Below are 19,833 nucleotides of genomic sequence, written 5' to 3' on the forward strand. Positions count from 1 at the left end.
TATTTGCGCTGCGCTGGATTCAACTGTGCGCAACCTCCCTCAGCCCTCCACCAATTCTCTCAGAAAGTTCTGCAATGCCAGCCCTGGTTCGTCATCTTCAGAGGTGATCATGCGAATGCCCCACTGACTGAGGATTTCTTCCTGCACGGGGTTGGGTTTATGCGAGAAAACATATGAGATCGGCCGGACGCCGAGCGTTTCGTGTTGGTTCCAGATCTTTGAAAGCTTGTAAAACAGCAATCTGATATTCGTATCGGAAAGGCTGTAGCCAATAAACAGGACGGCCTTGCTCAAGGTGTCCGCGCGCAGTTTGATATCCAGCGGTGTTTCGAACTGCAGCCTTTCGTAGTAGCTAGTCTCGTCGAGTACGATGGAATTATCGTCGTCGAAGTCGCCATGGAACTTGACGATCTGTCGCACGCCGTCTCGCGCCTTGACCAGATCGCTTGCATTGGCAATTTTCAGATAGCTGACGCCGTGAGCGTCGTGCGCGTTCTCTAGCCAGCGATCATAGTTGGTGGTGTAAATGGCAGGAAACCGGCCCTGGACAATCAGCCGGTGTATTTCCGAGTCGCGAATATCGATGTTCTTGTGCCATTCACGGTCCATCCAGCTGCGCAGCGGCCCGATGTTGCCTTTCTTGATGCGGTAGTACTCGGCAAGCGAAAGGAAGTTTCCGTAGGTATCGAATACGTCGGGATCGTACTCGAGCTGAGCGGCGATCTCATCGATAAGCTCGCGCCATGGCGGCAGCCCGATGTTGGCGGACACCCCCGAGCCAACAAAGAGAATCAGGCGGTTATTTTTGTATGCCTCCAGAAGCTTTTGCATCAACTACCTCAGCCCCTTCGCAAATGCGTGATGAAGGCATCCAGAGCACGCCTGCGCATCGAAAGATCGTTATGGATACCGCCCAGTTCCGCGAAGGTGCACGAATAGCCGTCTGGCACGAACACGTTGTCCCATTCGAAACCCTGGTCGCCGGCAGGAGTACGGGAGATCTTGCCTGTGACCTCGCCCTTGAAGAAGTGCCGCTTGCGGCCGTCGCAGTAGCCGATCAAGGTACGTGCCACGGCAGATGGGTCGTCGAGGCTGCCAATCAGATCGGAAAAACGTACGGCGTGCAGACGATCCCAAAAAGTCTGTGTAAGGCCGCCAGGAAAACCGTTCAGGCTGTTGATGAACAGACCGGAATGCTCGACGAACACGGGCTTGCCAATTAGCTTGAATGCGTCCAGCAGCTTGTCACTGACCAGTTGGTTCAGGTCCTCGGTCTGTGTTTCAACGATGCGCACCGGGAATTTGACGATCTCGATACCGCTTTTGCCTAGAAATTCTTCTGCATCGCGAATCTTCTGCTCGTTCACCGAGGCAAAGCGGATCTTCATGGAATCCCCTGGTTGCGTGGTTCAGTGCCGCCGTGTTTGCAACGGCCTCACAAGGTATGACGCAGCTAGGTGCAAGGGGTTCGGCGGCGTGCAGACGCCAGGCTACTCGAGCCGAGGTACAGCAAGGTTACAGTGGAGCCGACTGTACGGGGCAGGCGTGCCGGCCTGCCTGGAGAATACGCTTTGCAGGAATTCGCAACTGCGCCAGCAGGTAATCGGCAAATTCTTCGGAGTATCCCTGCTTGGCGATCGCCAGAGCCATGCATTCGAGCCAGGCATCGCGCTCGGCTTCGCCGACCGTCCAGCGGGTGTGAAATTGCGGAATGTTGATGCTGCCGTAGTGTTCCGCGTAGCGACGTGGGCCACCCAACCAGCCGCAAAGAAAGGCAGCGAGCCGCTTGCGCGATTCGATCAGGTCGCGTGGATACAGGCGGCGGACGCAGATCGCGTCTTCGCGCTCGTCCATGATCTGGTAGAACGCTTCGACCAGGCGTGTCAGCCCAGACTCGCCACCCGCTGCCTGGAACGAAGCATCGCCTACGCCAAACGGAACGCTGGAGGTTGTATTCATGGTAAGGCCTCGAAATGGCGACGACCGTGGAGATTGATCCAGAGCAACGGATGCGATGTTGGTAGTCGGGCGCGCCTGGATGATGGTCTATGCTGTCGACAAAACTGGTTGGAGACTCGCTATGCGCAACATTCTTCTCGCTTATGACGGTTCGGACAACGCCAAACGGGCCTTGCAATACATCATCGATTTCGCCACCGATGCGCCTAAGCCGCCCGAGGTGCATGTGCTGAACGTGCAGCAGGAGCCGGTGCTCTATGGCGAGTTCGTCACTGCGGGTACGGTTGATGAGTTGAACAAGAGTTTTATCGACAAGTCGAACCGAACCCTTGCTGAAGCCGCTGCGGCACTCAAGACAGCGGGAATTGCGCACCAGACTCACGCCATTCTGGGCAACGTGGCGGAGCAGGTGAACGATGCCGTGCAACGGTTTGGTTGCGACACCGTAGTGATGGGCACCCGCGGCCTGGGCAGCTTTACTGGCATGTTGATGGGCTCGGTCGCCAATCGTGTGGTTCATGAGGTCTCGGTGCCGGTCCTTCTGGTGAAGTGACCGACACCTGTTTTGTCATCCTCAGTCCGGCTTGCGCTTGAGCAAGTCGGCCAGATTGGCAAAGGCCTTGAACGTCTCTTTCGGCCCCAGGTCGCTCCCTGGCCGGGCTTCGGCGTGATACTGGTTGTCGGTATAGCGTGAGTGCTCGTTGTCGTGGCAGTACAGGCAGAGCAACTCCCAGTTGGAACCATCTTCCGGGTTGTTGTCGTGATTGTGGTCCTTGTGATGGACCGTCAGCTCGCTCAGTCGCTTGCCGGAAAACTCCCGTGCACAGCGCCCACAGACCCACGGGTACATTTTCAGGGCCTTTTCACGATAACCCTGTTCGCGCTGGGCATAGGGGGTGTTGGGTTTGTTCGTACTCATCGCTGTGCCTCTAGCTCAACGGTTGATATGCGTTAGCCGGCCAGGCCGACGTAGACATTTTGCACATCGTCATGGGCGTCGATGGCGCTGAGGAAGGCTTCGACTTCCTCAAGCTCGGCTTCGGACAGCGTCGTCACGGGATTCTTCGGGCGGTAGCCGAGCTGTGCGGACTGTACGGTGAAGCCTTGCTCCGGCAGGGCGCGGCAGACCACGTCCATGTCCGTGGCGTCACTGATGAACAGCGTGGCACCATCTTCAGCAGCTTCGAAATCCTGCGCGCCGGCTTCGATGGCGGCCAGTTCGGGATCGGCATCGGCAGTCGCCGGCGCGGCTTCGATCATGCCGCAGTGATCAAAGTCCCAGGCGACCGAGCCGGAGGCGCCGAGCTGGCCCTTGCGAAACAGCACGCGGATCTCAGCCACGGTGCGGTTGACGTTGTCGGTCAGGCACTCGACGATCACCGGAACCTGATGCGGCGCGAAGCCTTCATAGGTGGTGCGCTCGTAATTGACGCTCTCACCTAGCAGCCCCGCACCTTTCTTGATGGCCCGCTCAAGGGTCTCGCGCGGCATCGAGGCCTTCTTGGCCTGCTCTACCACCAGGCGCAAGCGAGGATTCATGTCCGGGTCGGCGCCGCTGCGCGCCGCGATCATGATTTCTTTCGACAGTTTGCCGAAGGTACGACCTTTGGCGTTGGCTGCCGCTTCCTTATGTTTCGCTTTCCACTGTGCGCCCATGAATGCTCTCGTGATGGCTGAGGTTGTTGGAGATCGACTGACCGCGATTCTAGCCGTTGCTGCGGCAGCAGGCACGGGCTGTGCGTAACTCGAGGGCCGCGGCAGGACGTATGGCGGGTAAGGCTGTCGACTGTAACGCCCAAATGCCTGCCTGCTGTATGAGTACCGGGTCGCCACAGCCGGCTTTAATGCGTTTTTGTCTGGGGAACTGTGCCATGGCACCGAAGGACCTGATGCTGGCCCTGGTTGTGATTGTCGTCTGGGGTATGAATTTCGTCGTGATCAAGGTCGGCCTGGATGACATCCCGCCGATGCTGCTGGGGTCACTGCGCTTTCTGCTCGCGGCATTTCCGGCGGTGTTGTTCATCAAGCGGCCACAGATGCCGCTGCGCTGGTTGTTGGCTTATGGCGGGACCATCTCGCTCGGTCAGTTTGCCTTTCTCTTCTCTGCGATGAAGGTCGGCATGCCGGCTGGCCTGGCCTCGTTGGTGCTGCAGTCGCAGGCGTTCTTCACGCTGTTCTTCGCCGTGCTATTTCTTGGCGAACGGCTCCGTGCAAGCAATCTGGTCGGGCTGATGATTGCCGCTGGCGGTTTGCTGCTGATCGGCATGCAAGGCGACCGCAGCATGACGCTGGCAGGTTTCCTGCTGACCATCTGCGCGGCATCGATGTGGGCACTGGGCAATATCGTTACCCGCAAGGTGGGCAAGGTGAATCTGGTCGGGCTGGTAGTGTGGGGCAGCCTGATTCCACCGATTCCGTTCTTCGCGCTGTCGTGGGTGCTGGAGGGGCCGGAAGCGATCGGGGGTGCATTGCGTGGCTTTGGGATGGATTCAGCGCTGGTGCTGATCTACTTAGCGTTCGGCGCGACCATTCTTGGCTACGGACTCTGGAGTCGTCTGTTGTCGCGCTATCCGGCCAATACCGTTGCGCCGTTCTCGCTGCTCGTACCCGTCGTTGGGCTGACCTCTGCCGCGGTACTGCTGGACGAGCACCTGGGCCTGCTCCAGGCGGTTGGCGCGCTGCTGGTAATGCTGGGTCTGGTGATCAACGTAGGCGGGGGATGGGTGGTTGGCCGACTGCGCACGGCTTTCGGCAGTCCAGCGGCCTGACAGCAAAACGCCCCGCGACGGTGTCCGGGCGGGGCGCTGTACCAGCGTTATGATCTAGCGGGCAGCGTGACTGCCCAATAGAGGTGCGGGTCCGCTGGCTTTATCCCGTTTGGCCGCGCGCTTTTCCTGCGCAGTCTTGAGGGGTTTCTTTTTCGCATTCTTCTTTGTATCCATACCTTTGCTCATGATGTCGCCTCGCTGATGGGTGGCTTAGTGATGCATCCTTGCGTGGGTCTGCTCTGTGGCCAATGCACCTCGGCGTGAGCGTGAAGATCGAAATAGTTTTACAGAGCCTACGCCTGCCATGCAGGAATGGATAGCGACATCTAGCGGCGTGGCTAACCAACCCTTGTGAGCGAAAATCAGATCTTGAACCGCCCGATCAGCGTCTGCAGCTCACCGCCCAGCTGAGCGAGGCGGGCAGTTGAGATGGCCGTCTCCCGAGCCGCTTCGGCGGATTGGTCGGCCACGTCGCGCACGCTGAGCACGCTGCGATTGATTTCTTCGGCCACCGAACTCTGCTGTTCGGCGGCGGTGGCGATCTGCTGGTTCATCGCCTGAATGACCGAGACAGTTTCGGTAATGGCTTGCAGCTCCGTGCCCACTTCTCGAGCGAGGGTGACGGTATCGCGAGCCAGGGTGCTGCTACTGTCCATCATTCCGGACGCCGTGCGGGCGCCTTTCTGTAGGTTGGCGATCAGGGCCTCGATCTGCGCGGTGGACTGCTGCGTGCGCTGAGCCAGGCCGCGCACCTCGTCGGCTACTACCGCGAACCCGCGGCCGGCTTCACCCGCCCGAGCAGCCTCGATGGCGGCGTTCAACGCCAGCAGATTGGTCTGCTCGGCGATGCCGTTGATCACGGTCAGCACGGTACTGATGCCGTCGGTTTCCTGGTTTAGCTGGGTCATGGCCTCAGCCGAAAGCGTGACTTCGCTAGAGAGCCGATCGATCTGCGACAGGGCACGCTGGACTACGGTATTGCCTTTGGCCGCCTGTTGATCGGCGCGTTGGGCTGCGCTCGAGGCCTCTTCGGCATTGCGCGCGACCTCTTGCACCGTCGCGGTCATCTCATGCATGGCTGTGGCGACCTGATCGGTTTCTTGGCGCTGGCTGCTGACGCCAGCACTGGTCTGCTCGGTCACCGCAGATAATTCCTCCGAGGCAGTGGCCAGCTGCGTGGTGATGCCGCCGATATGCCCGATCAGCGTTTGCAGGTTTCCGCGCGTCTTGCCCAGTGCCTGAAGCAATTGGCCGAACTCGTCGTGGCGCGGCTCCGGAGCCTGACCGGTCATGTCGCCAGCGCCGATGCGCTCGGCGATCTGCACTGCCTGGTTGAGTGGCTGCGTAATCTGACGGACGATCAGCCAGCCGATCAGGACGCCCAGGACAACCGCCGCCAAGGTAATGCCGATGACCTGAATCTTCTTCGTCTGGGCATCGTTGGCGCTTTTCTCCGTCTGGCTGGAGATGATGCTGCGGGCCTGGTCGTAGAGCTTGGCAAAAATGGCCTCCATGTCCTGACGCGCCTGCTGTTGGCTGGCTACGATGGGCGGCAGCTTCTTCACCAGATCGACGTATTCGGTAGCGCTGGCCTTGAGCGTTTTCAGGCTTTCGGCTTGAGGGCCGATCAGCTCGTCTTCCAGCGGTGAAATGGCCGCGTTCAACGCCTCGAATTGCTGGCTCAGGGTCTGCAGGGCGGCTTCGGATTCTTCCATCAGATAACCGCGCACGGTGAAGCGCAGCAGGCGGTTCTGCTTGGAAAGCTCGGTGGTCATCAGGGCAATGTTGGCGATGTCGCTGGTCGGGTGCAGGACCGGATTGCCCTGGACGCCGTTCCAGCGTTGTTCCAGATTGGCAATCAGCTTGTCGGTGGTGTTGCCTGCATCGACCCAGTTGGCACGCGTCTGCTTTTTCAGTGCATGCAGCGCGACGAGCTTCTCAAATGCTGCCTGGTAGTCCCGAGCCTGGTCGACGATGGCTTGCAGATACTCGCGGTCCTGCGGCTCCGAAAAGCTGGCCTTTTTCTGTTCTACAAGCTGAACGATTTTAGCCACCGAGTCGGTGACCTGAGCGACGTACTTCTGGTCGCCACGCTCTTCGAAGCGCACCTGCGCATAGCGGATCTGATTGGCTTCGTTGAGCAGGTTTTCAGCGGTCTGCGCTTTATCGCTTCGTGAAATCAGGGCGTCCATGCTGAGCACGCCGATAGCGGCAACGCAGATGGTGAGCAGCAATACCGCAGCGAAGCCCAGCGCCAGCTTGTAGCTGACTTTGAGATTTTTCATTGTTGTTCCTCAGGCTGGCAGTGCCGATGACGATGGGTCGTACAATGACATCGGCTTGATTTGGTAATACTTGAGGAGGTTGTCTGATGACTTGGCTCCGTTTTCGGTCGTTAGTGGCCGCTACATCATTGCCTGACACGTTGCGCCTGGATCTCGGGTAAATCCCGCCTGCGCATACGCCAGTAACGGCTCTGTGACGGCCAACCGATCATTGATGTTCTGGTCCAGCAGCAACTGGATCAGCTCGCGCTTGAGCGTCATCAACTCGTTGTCGACGGTCTGCCAGACGAATTCGCTCGCCGGTGTGATGCTGGTATCGGCGACATCCATGCCGAACGAGTCTTCGCTGAACCGGACGATGTGCTTGCCGCTTTTGCCGTGGAAACCCACAAAACCTTGCAGGCAGTCGGCGGCCTGGCAGATGTCGGCGGATGTGATGCTCATGTAAACCTCGGTATCGATTCGGGTGGTTTACACGCAGGGCAGGCGTTTGATGTGCTTGGCGACCTTACTTTTGGGGTCGCTCGATGGAACGCATTGTCGCGGTCAGCGTTGCGTCTGAACAGCGGCACGACGCCGCTTGCCGTCATCAGAACAATGCACCCTGATCCTTTTGCCTGCGTCGACTGTCCAGGCGTTGACGAAAGCGCGTGCGGTATTCGCTTGCAAGCGGCGACAGACCGGCCAGCCAGGCGAGTTCGGTATCGCTGATGTCCTCATTCATGAATCCGCGCCAGACACGCAAGACGCTGGCGGTCGGGCACGGCCTATCAATCAAATGCAGATCAGCGCCAGGGCGGATGGCGCCGGGTTCCAGGGTTCGGTACAGCCATCCGGTTCTGCCGCTTTTGGCCAGTTGCCGGGCTAGGCCTCGGGCGTCATGTCGTCGGTCGAGGTTGCTGCAAGGCGAGCGGGGCTGACTGACTTCGATCAGGGCGTCACCCCAGCGAAAGCGATCCCCGATGCAGACCTGTCGTTCATCCAGGCCCAACGTTGAAAGATTCTCGCCAAACGCGGCTGGGCCGATCGCTTGCAGGTGGGGGTACAGCCTGCACCAATGTCGGTAATGATCGGTTGGGTAATGGCAAAGGCTGCGATCCGGCCCGCCATGGAAACGGTGATCGGCGACACGGTCACCTTGCAGCCCGTTGAGATCGAGCCAGACGTCATTCGTGGCGCGTTGCTTGTCTATGCCCGAAAGCTTCTCGGTGCCCGGCAGCCGCAGCAGTTGGTCGCGTAGGAAGGGGCCTTCAACCGGCCATTGCATGACGGTGCTCTGATTGGATAAAAAAGGGCAAGCGCTTTTCAAGCTTCGTTGAGTCGGGCCAGCTCTCGGCGCACCATGGCGGCAAACTCCGGCGGCTTCAGCTGATACAGCTCGGTGGCGACCCAGGCCAGCCAGCGCGGACCCAATATCTCTCGGTGTTCCAATAGTCGTCGCGCTTCGGCTGTTGCCCGCTCGGCATGTTGCTGATGAAACTCCGACCGGCTCATGTCTGCTCCTTTAGCTGAGCGGGCGATTCTAAACGACCAACCCCGTTGTCGCCCGATTGCTTGGTAAAGCCTGCGAGCCGCGCTAGGCTCGCGGTTCTGTCGTCAATCGAGTTTGAATCATGCCGCGGTCCGTCAACTTCAAGGACAAGATTTCTCGCCAGCGACCCTATGGACGCGTCGAATCGGGTCTCAAAGCTTCAGAGGGTGAGCTGTCACTGATCATTGATCAGTTTGAAAGCGATCGCGGCCGTATCATCAACTCCGCTGCGGTGCGCCGGCTGCAGCAGAAGACTCAAGTCTTTCCGCTGGAGCGCAATGCGGCAGTGCGCAGTCGTTTGACGCATTCCCTCGAGGTCCAGCAGACCGGCCGTTTCATCGTGCGCACCTTGTATAAGCAGCTCGGTGAACGGGCAGCGCATTACGGCCTGGATGGGCTGGAAGGAGCGCTGGAAAGCCTGGTGGAAATGACGTGTCTGATGCACGACATCGGCAATCCACCGTTCGGGCACTTTGGCGAGTTCGCCATTGGCGAGTGGTTTAAGCGGCACCTGGAAAAGCTGTTCGACGCGGCGGTGCCGGACGAGCAGGGCAACAACGCATTGCGCAGCCGCATGCTGATCGATCTCGAGCAGTTCGAAGGCAATGCACAAGCGATTCGGTTGGTGGTGAGCCTGCTGCGGCTCAATCTGACCTACACACAGACGGCGGGCCTGCTGAAATACGTGCGCGCCGCTTACGCGCCTAAGCCGACCAAGGGGACACCTGGTGCCTGTCTGTTGAAGAAGCCAGGCTTCTACCTGTCGGAGGAGCCTTTCGTTGCGGAGCTGCAGGCTGCGCTGGGGTTGCTGCCTGGCACGCGGCACCCGGTCGCGTACATCATGGAGGCAGCCGATGACATCGCCTATTGCCTTGCAGACATTGAAGACTCGGTAGAGAAGGGCATCTTCACCATCGAGCAGCTGTCTCAGCTGCTAATCGCCAAATTCACCGAGCACGGCTCGCCCGAAGAGGCGATTGCGAGCACCGGCCGCAGTTTTCGCAGCATGGTCGAGTACGCCCAGGCGCGTGCTGCAAAGGAACCGATCAACAAGGTGGGCGAGTTTTTCATCTGGCTGCGTGTGAATCTGGTACACCCGCTGGTGCAGCACGCCGCCCAGCAGTTCATCGAGCATATCGAGGCGGTTTACGACGGCACGCTCGATCGTGCCCTGCTGGAGGACGCAAGTCTTGCCAACGCCATCGTGCAGACCTTCAAGGATGTCGCGATGGACCGAGTGTTCTGTCACCGAGAAGTCGAAACCTTGCAACTGCAGGGCTACCGGATTCTGCAAGGACTGCTGGATGCCTATTCGCCGCTGTTGGCCGTCGCACCAGAGACCTTCCAGGCATTGACCGAAGGCCGTTGTCGCAGCGAGCCGCACTTGCAGATGCTCGCCCGCCGCCTGCCCAGCCAACTGATCAAGGCCTACCACGAGTCGCTGAAAGCGCACCCTGAAGGCAGTGAAGAGCAGCCATTGTGGGAGTTCTACTACCGCTGCCGGATGTTGCAGGACTACGTCAGCGGAATGACCGACCAGCTGGCGCAGGACGAATACCGCACGCTCTCAGCTTTATAACGTCCGTCTATGCCTGCTGTTCTGGCAGGCATCATCGTCCGCTTTGCCTGTAGCCCACCTCCGATGCGCCAAAATTGCTCGCGCTGCCGTTTCGTTGGTATAGCGCTTGCATTTGTCTGGTGCGTGCGGATCGAGCGTAGCCCCGTAATGGCGCAACGATCGACTGCGAAATCAGGCGGAATTAACCGTAAGTGTCTGAAAAATAACGCTTCGGTTTTCGAGAGACGGCCGTCTCGAAAGTCCGCCGCAACAGTTGATGGCAAGCCTTCAACCAATCGTGATGCAAGTTGGTGCGTTTGATTGGTGCGGATTGCTGTTTTGGTGCGCTTTCCATAGGACGTAGTAGATGGATAACCCAAGCAGTGCGGTAGAAGTCCTGATTCACGGTGCCAATACCCTGTTCATCCTGATGGGCGCTGTGATGGTCCTGGCGATGCATGCCGGTTTCGCCTTTCTCGAGGTCGGGACCGTACGCCTGAAAAATCAGGTCAATGCCCTGTCAAAAATCATCGCCGACTTTGCCGTCTCGACATTGGCGTATTTTTTTATCGGCTATTGGGTCGCATACGGCGTGACCTTTCTGCAGCCAGCGGATCAACTTATCGCCGAAAACGGCTATTCACTGGTCAAGTTCTTCTTCTTGCTGACGTTCGCTGCAGCGATACCTGCGATCATTTCCGGCGGCATTGCCGAGCGCGCCAAATTCGGGCCGCAACTGTGCGCTACCTTGCTGATCGTTGCGTTCGTCTACCCGTTCTTCGAAGGCATGATGTGGAACGGCAATTTCGGCGTTCAGGCCTGGCTGGAAGCGCAGTTTGGTGCCCCGTTCCATGATTTCGCCGGCTCGGTAGTGGTGCACGGTATGGGGGGTTGGCTCGCTTTCGGCGCGGTGATTCTGCTCGGTCGACGCAACGGTCGATACCGCGATGGCCGTCTGATGGCCTTCGCCCCGTCGAACATACCTTTCCTGGCACTGGGATCATGGATCCTCATCGTGGGCTGGTTCGGCTTCAACGTGATGAGTGCTCAGACTCTTCAAGGGGTCAGCGGGCTGGTCGCGATCAACTCGCTGATGGCCATGGTTGGCGGAACAGCGGCCGCATGGGCGGTTGGCCGCAACGACCCAGGCTTTCTCCACAACGGGCCGTTGGCTGGGCTGGTAGCGGTCTGCGCAGGCTCAGACCTGATGCATCCCATCGGTGCTTTGGCAACGGGTGTGGTAGCGGGCGCCTTGTTCGTCTGGGCATTCACCGCGGCCCAGGCCAAATGGAAGATCGACGATGTGCTCGGCGTCTGGCCATTGCATGGCCTCTGCGGCGTTTGGGGCGGGTTGGCTTGCGGGATCTTTGGTCAGCATGCGCTTGGGGGACTGGGCGGCATCAGCCTTATCAGTCAAGTTATAGGCACGGGCCTGGGCGTGCTGGTTGCGCTCGTGGGCGGCTTCCTGGTCTACGGCGTGCTCAGATCCACTGTTGGCATTCGCCTGAGCCAGGAAGAAGAATTCAACGGTGCCGACCTGTCGATCCACCGCATCGGTGCGTTGAGCCACGACTGACTTGAGGAAGCCGGCCGGACGATGCGGCCGGCTTTTGGTGATTCGGGTTGATTGCCGCAGTGGGAACCCTTAGCTGCCCATTCAATCGACCGTGTCGGTCTCGCGGGCATAGGCGCGCATGAACAGGGCGACGCAATCCTCGACATGCCGCTTCCCATCTTCGGCGTCCAGTCGCTCGGCATAGCCGATCAGCAGACGAAAATGAGCGGCGCCTTTAATCAACGAACAGAAATGTTCCGCGGCGCGCATCGGCTCGGGCACATCCAGCAACTGGCACCGGTGCGCCTGGTCGAGCAGCTGCTCCAGATCGAGCAACAGCTTCTGTGGGCCTGCATCGAAGAACATCCGCGACAGCGTCGGGTTCTGGGCCGCCATTGCCACCATCAGTCGGTGCAGGCCGATGGATTCGGGGCTGATGACCAGCTCGTGAAAAGCCTGGGCAATATCCAGCAGGACCGAACGGAACTCACCGCCATCCTCCAGCACGAACAGCCGGCGCGGCAGACGCGTCTCGCAGGTTGCCTTTATCGCAGCGCCGAACAGCGCCTCCTTGTCTTTGAAATGACTGTACAGCGTGAGCTTCGATACGCCGGCTTCGGCGGCGATGGCGTCCATGCTGCTGCCTTCATAGCCATTGCCGAGGAACAGAGTTTGGGCAGCCGCCAGGATCGCTTCGCGCTTGGCGGGGTCCTTCGGACGGCCTGGGCCAGACGGTACGGGTGAGCTTTCGGTCATGGGCGTTTTTAATACTAGACTGGTGAGTTCGGTATTTTTACTATACCGCGCAGTATAAGTATTAGAACCCGCCTCGCGACAGAGAGAGATTCGACGTGTTCCGACATGCCTTGCCCTTCCTCGGTGTTTTTTGTTTCGTTTTGCTTGCCGGTTGCGGCAATGACGAGCCTGAGCAACTCTCGACGCGGCCGGTGATGGTGGTTCAGCCACAGCCTGCCAGTGAGGCCTTTGAAAGCTATCCGGGCGAGGTGCATGCGCGCTACGAACCCGAACTGGCGTTTCGCATTGCAGGCAAGGTTACGGAGCGGATGGTCGAAGCCGGCGAGCGGGTGAGCAAGGACCAACCATTGGCCAAGCTCGATCCGCAGGATGTGCGGCTGCAACTCGAGGGTATGCGTGCTCAGGTAGCGGCGGCGGAAGCCAACTTGCGGGTCGCCCGCGCCGAGCATGAGCGCTACAAGACCTTGATGGATCGCCAACTGGTCAGTCGCTCGCAATTCGACTCTTCTGAAAACGCCTATCGCTCCGCACAGGCACGTCTGCAACAAGCCCGTGCGGAATTCGACGTGGCCAACAACCAGGTCGGCTACGCCATCCTGCGAGCGACGCACGAAGGCGTGGTTGCTCAGCGTCGGGTTGAGGTGGGGCAAGTAGTTGGCGCTGGTCAGACGGCGTTTGTCCTGGCTGCCGATGGCGAACGCGAGGTGGCCATTAACCTGCCGGAGCAGGCGTTGGAACGCTACTCGGTCGGCCAACCTGTTTCGGTGGAAATCTGGTCGCAGCCGGGCAAGACGTATGCCGGCCACATCCGCGAGCTATCACCAGCTGCCGACGCGCAGTCCCGGACCTACTCTGCCCGCGTTGCCTTCGATGATGCCGAGGTGCCTGCCGAACTTGGCCAGAGCGCGCTGGTGTCGATCCGCAGCAACGGCGAGGTGCCCTTGGCCGTGCCGCTTTCGGCGGTCACGGCCGAGCAGGGCAACGCTTACGTCTGGCGAGTCAGGGAGGACGCCACTCTTGAGCGCGTCGTCGTACAAACGGGGGCCTTCGGTGAATCCTCGGTGCCGATTCTCAAAGGCTTGCAGGCGGACGATTGGATTGTGTTGGCGGGTGTGCAGATGCTCCACGAGAACCAGGCGGTGAGGGCGGTCGATCGTGACAACCGTCCGGTCGTGCTGGCAGCGCAGGAGTAATCACGATGCGCTTCAATCTTTCCGCCTGGGCGCTGGGTAACCGGCAGATCGTTGTCTATCTAATGCTGTTGATGGCCGTGGTCGGGGCGCTCTCTTACAGCAAGCTCGGTCAGAGTGAGGACCCGCCCTTTACCTTCAAGGCGATGGTAATTCAGACCCAGTGGCCCGGCGCGACCGCCGAAGAAGTCTCGCAGCAGGTCACCGAGCGCATCGAAAAGAAGCTGATGGAAACGGGAGAGTACGAGCGCATCGTGTCCTTTTCACGGCCGGGCGAATCCAACGTCACGTTCATGGCGCGCGATTCGATGCACTCCGAGCAGATCCCTGACCTCTGGTATCAGATCCGCAAGAAAGTCGGCGACATCCGCCACACCTTGCCCGCCGGTGTGCAGGGCCCATTCTTCAATGATGAATTCGGCACCACGTTCGGCAACATCTACGCGTTGACCGGCGAAGGCTTTGATTACGCCGTGCTCAAGGATTACGCCGATCGCATCCAGTTACAGCTGCAGCGTGTCGCAAACGTCGGCAAGGTCGAGCTGATCGGTTTACAGGACGAGAAGATCTGGATTGAGCTTTCCAACGTCAAGCTGGCCAATCTCGGCGTGCCGCTGGAGGCGGTCAAACAGGCGCTCGAAGCGCAGAACACCGTCATGTCGGCGGGGTTCGTCGAGACACCCAGTGACCGTGTTCAATTACGCGTTACCGGTAGCTTCGAGACGGTAAAGGAAATTCGCGACTTCCCCATCCGAGTGGCCGGCAGCACCTTCCGCATCGGTGATGTTGCCGAGGTCTATCGCGGTTTCAACGATCCGCCCGCGCCGCGCATGCGCTACATGGGCGAACCGGCGATCGGCCTGGCGGTGTCGATGAAACCCGGAGGCGACATCCTCGTGCTCGGCGAGGCGCTGCAAGAGGCGTTCGCACGATTGCAGCAGGAATTGCCGGCGGGCATGCAGTTGCGCAAGGTCTCGGACCAGCCTGCGGCCGTGAAGACAGGTGTGGGCGAGTTCGTCCAGGTGCTGATCGAGGCCCTGGTGATCGTGCTGCTGGTGAGCTTCTTCTCGCTGGGTGTCCGTACGGGGCTGGTGGTCGCGCTGTCGATCCCACTGGTATTGGCCATGACCTTCGCGGCCATGCATTACCTGGACATTGGTCTGCACAAGATTTCCCTGGGTGCGCTGGTGTTGGCGTTGGGACTCATGGTGGACGATGCGATCATCGCCGTGGAAATGATGGCGATCAAAATGGAGCAGGGCTTCGACCGGCTCAAGGCTGCGAGTTACGCCTGGACCAGCACGGCCTTTCCGATGCTCACCGGTACGCTGATCACCGCAGCGGGCTTTCTACCGATCGCCACCGCGCAGTCCAGTACGGGCGAATACACCCGCTCGATCTTCCAGGTGGTGACCATCGCCCTGATCGCCTCCTGGATCGCCGCCGTTGTGTTCGTGCCCTTGTTGGGTGAGAAGCTGCTGCCCGATCTGGCCAAGCGTCGTGCGCAAAAGCATGGCGGCAGCGAGCAGGGACACGACCCGTATTCGACGCCGTTTTACCAGCGCGTGCGGCGCGTGATCCATTGGTGTGTGCAGCGGCGCAAGACGGTCATCATCCTGACCTTGTTGGCGTTCGTCGGCGCGATCGGATTGTTTCGTATCGTGCCGCAACAGTTCTTTCCCGCCTCCGGTCGCCTGGAGCTGATGGTCGATCTGAAGCTCGCTGAAGGTGCCTCGCTCAAGGCCACCGAAGCCGAGGTCCATCGCCTTGAGGAGATGCTCAAGGACCGCGCCGGTATCGACAATTACGTGGCCTATGTCGGTAGCGGGTCGCCGCGTTTTTACCTGCCGCTGGATCAGCAGCTGCCGGCCACCAGCTTCGCTCAGATCGTGGTATTGGCTGACAGTATCGAGCAGCGCGAGGCGTTACGTAGCTGGCTGATCGAGCGATTGCGGGAAGATTTCCCGACCTTGCGCGGTCGCGTCAGTCGTCTGGAAAACGGTCCGCCTGTGGGCTATCCGGTGCAGTTCCGAGTCACTGGTGAGCATATTGATGTGGTGCGCAAGCTGGCACGTCAGGTCGCGGCCAAGGTGCGCGAGAACCCCTATGTGGCTAACGTCCATCTCGACTGGCAGGAGCCGAGCAAGGTGGTCTGGCTGAACGTGGATCAGGATCGTGCCCGTGCGCTGGGCGTCAGTACGGTTGAACTGTCGAACTTCCTCAAGCGCACCTTTACCGGCACCACGGCGAGCCAGTTCCGGGAAGATAACGAGCTGATCGAGATCCTGATTCGTGGCACCGCACGCGAACGCGAAACCCTGTCCATGTTGCCCAGCCTGGCGATTCCCACGGCCAGCGGCCGCAGTGTGCCTTTGTCGCAGGTCGCAACCCTGGAATACGGCTTCGAAGAGGGCGTGATCTGGCATCGCAATCGGATGCCGACGGTAACGGTGCGTGCCGACATCTATGGCGATCAGCAGCCGGCCTCGCTGGTGCAACAGATCGAACCGACCCTGAGTGAGGTACGCGAGGCGCTGCCCAGCGGTTACCTGCTGGAAGTCGGCGGAACTGTCGAGGACTCCAGTCGCGGCCAGGCCTCGGTGAATGCCGGCATGCCGCTGTTCATCATCGTTGTGGTGAGCCTGCTGATGCTGCAGCTGAAAAGCTTCTCACGTTCGGCGATGGTGTTCCTGACCGCACCGCTGGGGCTGATTGGCGTAGCACTGTTCCTACTGCTGTTCGGCAAGCCGTTCGGTTTCGTAGCGATGCTCGGCACTATCGCGCTGTCCGGCATGATCATGCGCAACTCGGTGATATTGGTGGATCAGATCGAGCAGGACATTGGCGCGGGGCAGGATCGTTTCAATGCCATCATCGATGCCACGGTTCGGCGCTTCCGGCCCATCGTGCTGACAGCGCTGGCGTCGGTGTTGGCGATGATACCGCTGTCACGCAGTGTGTTCTTCGGACCGATGGCGGTGGCGATCATGGGCGGGTTGATCGTCGCGACCGCGCTGACATTGCTGTTTTTGCCAGCGCTTTACGCCGCCTGGTTCCGGGTCAAGGAAGTGCCTCAAAGCTGAGGCCTGAAGGGGAGTCGGCGTCCGCTTGCTTAGACGCCGGCGGCCTGCAGCAGCTGCTCCGCTGAGGCCTTGGCCAGCAGCGCCTGGTCCTCCGGGCCTTCTATGTGCGCCATGCTCAGTGCGCCTTCGATAAGAAATTGCAGCTGGCGTGCAAGCTGCTGAGGCTGCGGTGCATCGAGTGCTTCAAGCAGCTCGCGCAGATGGTGCTGAAATTGCGCCTTGTATCCCGCTGCGCGCTGATGGATCGGGTGTTCTCGATCCAGATATTCGGCCGCTGCGTTGATGAACAGACAGCCACAGAACGCGGTTGGGCTGTGAATCATGTTGTTCAGTCCATCGTATACGCTCAGCAGCGCCTTGCGCGGCGGCAACGCGTTGCGCGCCTCTCGCAAACGCTCGAGCATCGGCAGCTGGCGCGCTTCCAGCACCGCCAGGATCAGTTCGTCCTTCGACTTGAAGTGCTTATACAGGGTCATCTTGGCCACGCCCGATTCGCTGAGAATCCGATCGATACCGGTAGCGTGGTAGCCCTCTGTGTAGAACAGCCGCTCCGCAGTGGCGAGCAGCAGGTCGCGCTTGGTGGTTGCCATGTGGATCTCCTCGGCCGGCCATTATGCGGGAGCGAAACTGTTCCCTCCAATTGTCCGCTGACCCATACATTGCGCTTGCAGTGTACAGACAGGTCTGTCTATTATCCAGTCGTGCCTGATTCAGGCCCATCCTCAAGGAGCGACACGATGAAACTCTACGACATGACCCTGTCCGGCAATTGCTACAAGGTTCGCCTGTTTCTTGGTTTGATCGGCCAAACGGCTGAACGGGTGCCGGTGGATGTGCTCAAGGGTGAGCACCGGCAGTCAGCGTTCCTGGCGACCAACCCTCGCGGGCAAGTGCCGGTACTTGAGGACGGCGAGCTCCGCGTGATCGACTCTCAGGCCATCCTCGTTTATCTGGCGCGGCGCTATGCCGATGAAGCCTGGTTCCCCCAGGATGCGTTGGCTCAGGCGCGCATCGTCGGCTGGCTGAGCTTCGCGGCCAACGAGATGCACCATGGCCCAGCCACTGCCCGTGCGGGGCGTCTGTTCGCCAGGCCAATCGACGAAGCATTAGCCGCAAACCGTGCCGTGGCCGCCATCAACATGCTTGAACAACAGCTTGCGCAGCACGCTTGGCTCGCTGAAACGGCCGGCCCGAGCATCGCCGACATCGCGATATACCCCTATGCGGCGCTGGCCGGGGAGGGCGGTCTCGATCTCGCACCGTTTGCCGCAGTTAGGGCGTGGTGCTCTCGTATTCGCCAGCTGCCGGGTTACGTCGGCATGCCCGGTCTGGAGTAAGGAGGCAAGCGCCATGGCCAGTCCTTTCCATGCCGGCGAACAGTGGGTACAGAGCCGTGTCGGCGTGCGCGAAAAAGCCGAGCAGATCGGCAGTCGAATGATTCACTCGGTCATGCCGGAACAGCACCGGGAGTTCTTCGCACAGCTGCCAGCATTACTGGTCGCTGCATCAGACAGCGAAGGGCAACCCTATGCTTCGGTGCTCTGTGGCAAACCCGGGTTTGCCTGGTCGCCGCACCCGGGCTTGCTGTGTGTCGAGGCCAGCATGCAAGCGGATGATCCGATTGCACCGTTGCTGCAACCGCACAGCCCCGTTGGCTTGTTGGGATTGGAGTGGCCGACGCGCCGTCGAAACAGGTTGAACGGACGAATCCTCCAACGCGATGCGCAAGGCTTCAGCGTGGCCGTGGCGCAGGCATTCGGCAATTGCCCGAAGTACATCCAGGCGCGACAGTGGCATACGGCTCCGCGCCAGCCGGGGCAGACGCTCGAGGGGCATGGATTGGCCAACGAATGGCTGGGACTGGTCAGGCAGGCGGACACCCTGTTCATCGCCAGCCACAGCCGGGACCCGGAGGGCGGCGGTGCAGACGTCTCACACCGTGGCGGGCCGCAGGGCTTCGTCGAGCTCGGTCGGGACGGCCGACTCTGGATGCCGGATTACAGTGGAAACCGGCTGTTCAACACGCTTGGCAATCTGGTCCGTGAACCCCGCTGCGGCCTGCTATTCATCGATTTCGCCACTGGCGATCTGCTCCAGCTACCGGCCCGAGCAGAGGTAGTCTGGCCCGAGCAGTACGCGGCGCTGGGTGTTTCGGCTCTGCCTGGCGCCGAACGCCTGCTCGCGCTGGAGCCCGGTCACTGGACACTGCGGCGCTCACGTCTGCCGCTGGCATTTGCTGGGCATGACAGTTCGCCGTTTCTGCCTGGAACGGGAGTTTGAGCCATGCGTATCCTGAAGAGTCTGGCTGTGTTGTTGATACTTTTCTCCAGCGCTTTATCGGCAGCGGAGTTGCGCTTCAGCCTCGTCCAAACCGGGCGGACTATTTCCAGCGGTGAATATGCCTGGCGTGACGGTGGTTGGCTGCCGCCAGCCGAGTTCAATCATGTCGCCGTGCTGATCGAACACCGGGGTAGCCGCCTGTTGTTCGGTACGGGTCTCGGACGGAAAATCGACGCTCAGCTGAACGGCGTAATCCCCTGGCGCGCAAAACGCTACAGTGCTGTGCAGCCGGCGCGAGACCAGTTCGATGGGGATGGCTTCGCCATTGACCGGGTGGTGCTGGGCCGTGCGCGCTGGAATCATGCCTCTGGCCTGGTGGATTTTGCCGAGCTGCCGGTGCTCGCAAGCCCGGAAAGCATTCGCTACGCGCAAAGCGCCACGCCACCCGCGGTCATACCGGGGCAGTTTTCTCACGGGGTCAGGTGGCAGCCACTTCGCCTGGAACGCCGCGCTGTTTACGGGTTCGGGGAGAGTCTTGATCTGTTTGGCGACGAACGGCTAGTGCTGGTGAAGCTGGCCGGTCATGGTGCCTTGGGCCTGTTTCTTACGCTCGATGATGGTCGACGTTTCTTCTTTCGAGGAGATGCTTTGAGCACCGAAAGCCGCGCGGAGGCGCTGCCCGCCGAGGTCTATCGATTGCAGGATGTCCGGCTGCAGGCTCGCCTCGGTTTCTATCCCCGTTGGGTCGAGTGATTGCGCGATTGAATTAGCCCTGAAATTCGTTCGCATACCGCCGTTTTGAGCCCTTCCGTTCGTCTGTTCGAGCACGTCGAGCGATGCCTCGACAGCTAAGCTTAAGCCTGTATTT

General features: G+C 60.1%; 17 protein-coding genes and 2 pseudogenes. 8 read left to right on the forward strand and 11 right to left on the reverse strand.

Translation table 11 applies throughout. The features are described 5' to 3' along the window. Positions 1-39: 39 nt before the first annotated feature. From C1896_06970 to C1896_06980, 3 genes are all read right to left on the reverse strand, one after another. Positions 40-831: a Sir2 family NAD-dependent protein deacetylase gene (locus tag C1896_06970; GenBank protein AZZ44677.1), complete on the reverse strand. Its 792-nt coding sequence runs from the start codon at positions 829-831 to the stop codon at positions 40-42. Between the two features lie 8 nt (positions 832-839). Continuing rightward, positions 840-1,388, reverse strand: coding sequence for a non-canonical purine NTP pyrophosphatase (locus C1896_06975; protein AZZ44678.1), 549 nt, complete (start codon positions 1,386-1,388; stop codon positions 840-842). 127 nt (positions 1,389-1,515) lie between these two features. Next, positions 1,516-1,959 (reverse strand): globin, encoded by a 444-nt coding sequence (locus C1896_06980; protein ID AZZ44679.1) that lies wholly within the window; start codon positions 1,957-1,959, stop codon positions 1,516-1,518. Positions 1,960-2,080: 121 nt separating this feature from the next. On the opposite strand from C1896_06980, the gene C1896_06985 reads away from it, so the two are divergent. Next, positions 2,081-2,512 (forward strand): universal stress protein, encoded by a 432-nt coding sequence (locus C1896_06985; protein ID AZZ44680.1) that lies wholly within the window; start codon positions 2,081-2,083, stop codon positions 2,510-2,512. A gap of 21 nt (positions 2,513-2,533) precedes the next feature. On the opposite strand, the gene C1896_06990 is transcribed toward C1896_06985, so the two are convergent. Together C1896_06990 and C1896_06995 are read right to left on the reverse strand one after the other, a co-directional pair. Then, a complete protein-coding gene (locus C1896_06990) occupies positions 2,534-2,878 on the reverse strand; it encodes an HNH endonuclease (GenBank protein ID AZZ44681.1) in 345 nt (114 codons plus the stop codon). Positions 2,879-2,910: 32 nt separating this feature from the next. Continuing rightward, positions 2,911-3,615: a YebC/PmpR family DNA-binding transcriptional regulator gene (locus tag C1896_06995; protein AZZ44682.1), complete on the reverse strand. Its 705-nt coding sequence runs from the start codon at positions 3,613-3,615 to the stop codon at positions 2,911-2,913. Between the two features lie 215 nt (positions 3,616-3,830). On the opposite strand from C1896_06995, the gene C1896_07000 reads away from it, so the two are divergent. Then, complete coding sequence (locus C1896_07000) at positions 3,831-4,727, forward strand: O-acetylserine/cysteine exporter (protein ID AZZ44683.1); 897 nt, start codon at positions 3,831-3,833, stop codon at positions 4,725-4,727. A 362-nt stretch (positions 4,728-5,089) separates the two neighbouring features. On the opposite strand, the gene C1896_07005 is transcribed toward C1896_07000, so the two are convergent. The 4 genes and pseudogenes from C1896_07005 to C1896_07020 form a co-directional block, all read right to left on the reverse strand. After that, positions 5,090-7,012: a methyl-accepting chemotaxis protein gene (locus C1896_07005; GenBank protein ID AZZ44684.1), complete on the reverse strand. Its 1,923-nt coding sequence runs from the start codon at positions 7,010-7,012 to the stop codon at positions 5,090-5,092. A 125-nt stretch (positions 7,013-7,137) separates the two neighbouring features. Then, positions 7,138-7,456 (reverse strand): annotated as a pseudogene (locus tag C1896_07010) (DUF2025 domain-containing protein). A gap of 145 nt (positions 7,457-7,601) precedes the next feature. After that, positions 7,602-8,279, reverse strand: a complete 678-nt coding sequence (locus tag C1896_07015) for an MOSC domain-containing protein (protein ID AZZ44685.1) — start codon at positions 8,277-8,279, stop codon at positions 7,602-7,604. A 38-nt stretch (positions 8,280-8,317) separates the two neighbouring features. Then, the gene (locus C1896_07020; GenBank protein AZZ44686.1) at positions 8,318-8,506 is read right to left on the reverse strand and encodes a hypothetical protein; all 189 of its coding nucleotides are present in this window, start codon (positions 8,504-8,506) and stop codon (positions 8,318-8,320) included. 119 nt (positions 8,507-8,625) lie between these two features. Between C1896_07020 and C1896_07025 the strand changes: the two genes are divergently transcribed. Further along, on the forward strand, positions 8,626-10,122 hold the full coding sequence (locus C1896_07025; GenBank protein AZZ44687.1) for a dGTPase: 1,497 nt from the start codon (positions 8,626-8,628) through the stop codon (positions 10,120-10,122). A gap of 346 nt (positions 10,123-10,468) precedes the next feature. Then, positions 10,469-11,677: an ammonium transporter gene (locus C1896_07030; protein ID AZZ44688.1), complete on the forward strand. Its 1,209-nt coding sequence runs from the start codon at positions 10,469-10,471 to the stop codon at positions 11,675-11,677. An 81-nt stretch (positions 11,678-11,758) separates the two neighbouring features. On the opposite strand, the gene C1896_07035 is transcribed toward C1896_07030, so the two are convergent. Continuing rightward, entirely contained in the window at positions 11,759-12,412 is a 654-nt protein-coding gene (locus C1896_07035; protein AZZ44689.1) for a TetR family transcriptional regulator, read from the reverse strand. A gap of 95 nt (positions 12,413-12,507) precedes the next feature. Here C1896_07035 and C1896_07040 point away from each other — a divergent pair, with 95 nt between their 5' ends. After that, positions 12,508-13,605, forward strand: coding sequence for an efflux RND transporter periplasmic adaptor subunit (locus tag C1896_07040; protein AZZ44690.1), 1,098 nt, complete (start codon positions 12,508-12,510; stop codon positions 13,603-13,605). Positions 13,606-13,610: 5 nt separating this feature from the next. After that, on the forward strand, positions 13,611-16,685 hold the full coding sequence (locus C1896_07045) for a multidrug transporter AcrB (protein ID AZZ44691.1): 3,075 nt from the start codon (positions 13,611-13,613) through the stop codon (positions 16,683-16,685). 29 nt (positions 16,686-16,714) lie between these two features. Here C1896_07045 and C1896_07050 read toward each other — a convergent pair whose 3' ends face one another. Further along, positions 16,715-17,275 carry a TetR family transcriptional regulator gene (locus C1896_07050; protein ID AZZ44692.1) on the reverse strand — a complete coding sequence of 187 codons (561 nt, stop codon included), beginning with the start codon at positions 17,273-17,275 and terminating at the stop codon, positions 16,715-16,717. A gap of 147 nt (positions 17,276-17,422) precedes the next feature. Here C1896_07050 and C1896_07055 point away from each other — a divergent pair, with 147 nt between their 5' ends. Both C1896_07055 and C1896_07060 read left to right on the forward strand, forming a co-directional pair. Further along, positions 17,423-18,022, forward strand: a complete 600-nt coding sequence (locus C1896_07055) for a glutathione S-transferase (protein ID AZZ44693.1) — start codon at positions 17,423-17,425, stop codon at positions 18,020-18,022. Positions 18,023-18,035: 13 nt separating this feature from the next. Continuing rightward, positions 18,036-19,718: pseudogene (locus tag C1896_07060) on the forward strand (hypothetical protein). Positions 19,719-19,833 lie beyond the last annotated feature (115 nt).

The organism is Pseudomonadaceae bacterium SI-3 (genome assembly GCA_004010935.1).
GTDB lineage: Bacteria > Pseudomonadota > Gammaproteobacteria > Pseudomonadales > Pseudomonadaceae > Stutzerimonas.